General features: G+C 68.0%; 2 protein-coding genes. Both read right to left on the minus strand.

All coding sequences use genetic code 11. The features are described 5' to 3' along the window. Positions 1 to 69: 69 nt before the first annotated feature. Complete coding sequence (locus VGR37_20205) at positions 70 to 711, minus strand: sigma-70 family RNA polymerase sigma factor (protein HEV2149734.1); 642 nt, start codon at positions 709 to 711, stop codon at positions 70 to 72. Positions 712 to 991: 280 nt separating this feature from the next. Continuing rightward, entirely contained in the window at positions 992 to 1,573 is a 582-nt protein-coding gene (locus VGR37_20210; GenBank protein ID HEV2149735.1) for an NUDIX hydrolase, read from the minus strand. Positions 1,574 to 1,715 lie beyond the last annotated feature (142 nt).

Genomic DNA, 1,715 nt, shown 5'->3' on the forward strand with positions numbered 1-1,715 from the left:
AGTCGTTTGCCCTTCGCCCGGTGAGTGCGGACGAACCCCGTTCCACGACTCGTGCGTCCTACGAACCAATCAGTCGAGCATAGGCGCGATGATCTGGGCGAAGCTGTTGCGGGCGCGGTTCAGCCGGCTCTTCACCGTCCCCAGGTTGCATTTGGTGATCTCGGCGATCTCCTCGTACGTCTTCCCCTCCATCTCGCGGAGGATGAAGACGGTGCGATGGTGCTCCGGGAGCTCGGAGACCGCGGACTCCACCATGCTGCGCAGGTGGCGCTTCCGGAACAGGTCGTCCGGGCGGTAGGTGTTGTCCTCCCACTCCAGCGGCCGGTCGTCCGCGTCCCAGCTCTTCTTGATGGCCTGGAAGAGCACCAGCGGGTTGCGCGAGCGGTTGCGCAGCTCGTTCTTCGCCAGGTTCGAGGCGATGGTGTAGATCCAGGTGGAGAACTTCTTGGTCTGGTCGAACCGGTGCAGGTGCCGGTAGACGCGGATGAAGGTCTCCTGCACCAGGTCCTCGGCCCGCTCACGGTCGCCCGTGGTGCGGTACACGAAGTTCAGCAGACGCGTCTGGTACCGCTCCACCAGCTCGTTGAACGCGCGCTTCTCGCCCGCGAGGAACTGCGCCACCACTCCGCTGTCGTCGAGCTCCTTGAGCAGGACGCGCGTGGAACGGGGTTCGTCCGCACTCACCGGGCGAAGGGCAAACGACTCCGACATGCGAACCCCCTTTGAAGAACTGTCCGTAGCTCCGACGCGGCCGGCCGGGACGGCCGGACCGCGGTCACCCTCCTGAAGCGCAGTATCCATACCCCGCCCCTCCCTCCCCGCAAACCGCGCTCCCCCAACAACTTACCGGCACCACCCCCGCACCCCGCCCTGTCCACCCGTCCTCGGTTGAGGACGCCTCCCGCCGGAAAAGGACACTCCCGGACGGGTGTTCGTTCGTGGCGCGCCGAACGGCCCTCCTTCCATCCGGACGCCCGAACCGGGCGATCCGTTACATCCCGAACACGAACCCGGCGGCGAAGAGGATGGTGCAGATGGACTTGGCATCCACGATCTCGCCGTCGCGCACCATCTCCAGGACCCGGGAGAAGGGGAGCCGCACCACTTCCATGAACTCGTCCGCGTCCCGGGAATGCGCCCCCTCCGAGAGCCCCGTGGCCAGGAAGAGGTGGATGCGCTCGTCCGTGAAGCCCGGCGTCGTGTAGATGGTGGTGAGCCGGCGCAGGGTCGCCGCGCGGAGCCCCGTCTCCTCCTCCAGCTCGCGCCTGGCGCACAGCTCCCAGTCCTCCCCCGCCTCGCTGGGCCGCCCGGCCGGCACCTCGTACACGTAGCCGTCTGTGGCGTAGCGGTACTGGCGGATCAGCACGACCTCCGGGTCCTCGTCGTCCACGCTCCCCGCGACCGGGAGGACCGCCGCGGCCCCGGAGTGCCGGATCATCTCCAGCTCGCCCGTGGAGCCGTCGGGGAAGCGCACCGTGTCCAGGTTCAGATTCACGATCCGGCCCCGGTAGACGGGCCGCGACTCGACGCACCCCATCTCCGCCCCGCCCTGCGCCTGGCTGTCCGCGCTCATGGATCTCTCCTTGTGTTCTAAACATGCCACCGCCACCCCGGGTGCTCAACCCGTAAGTGGCGGAATTAACGATATCCTAACCGTCCCCGAACGGACCGGCGCCCCCCCCGGGGGCGGGGCGCCCGCCCCGGGAAGCCCGCGA

The sequence above is a fragment of the Longimicrobiaceae bacterium genome, from assembly GCA_035936415.1.
Lineage (GTDB): Bacteria > Gemmatimonadota > Gemmatimonadetes > Longimicrobiales > Longimicrobiaceae > JAFAYN01.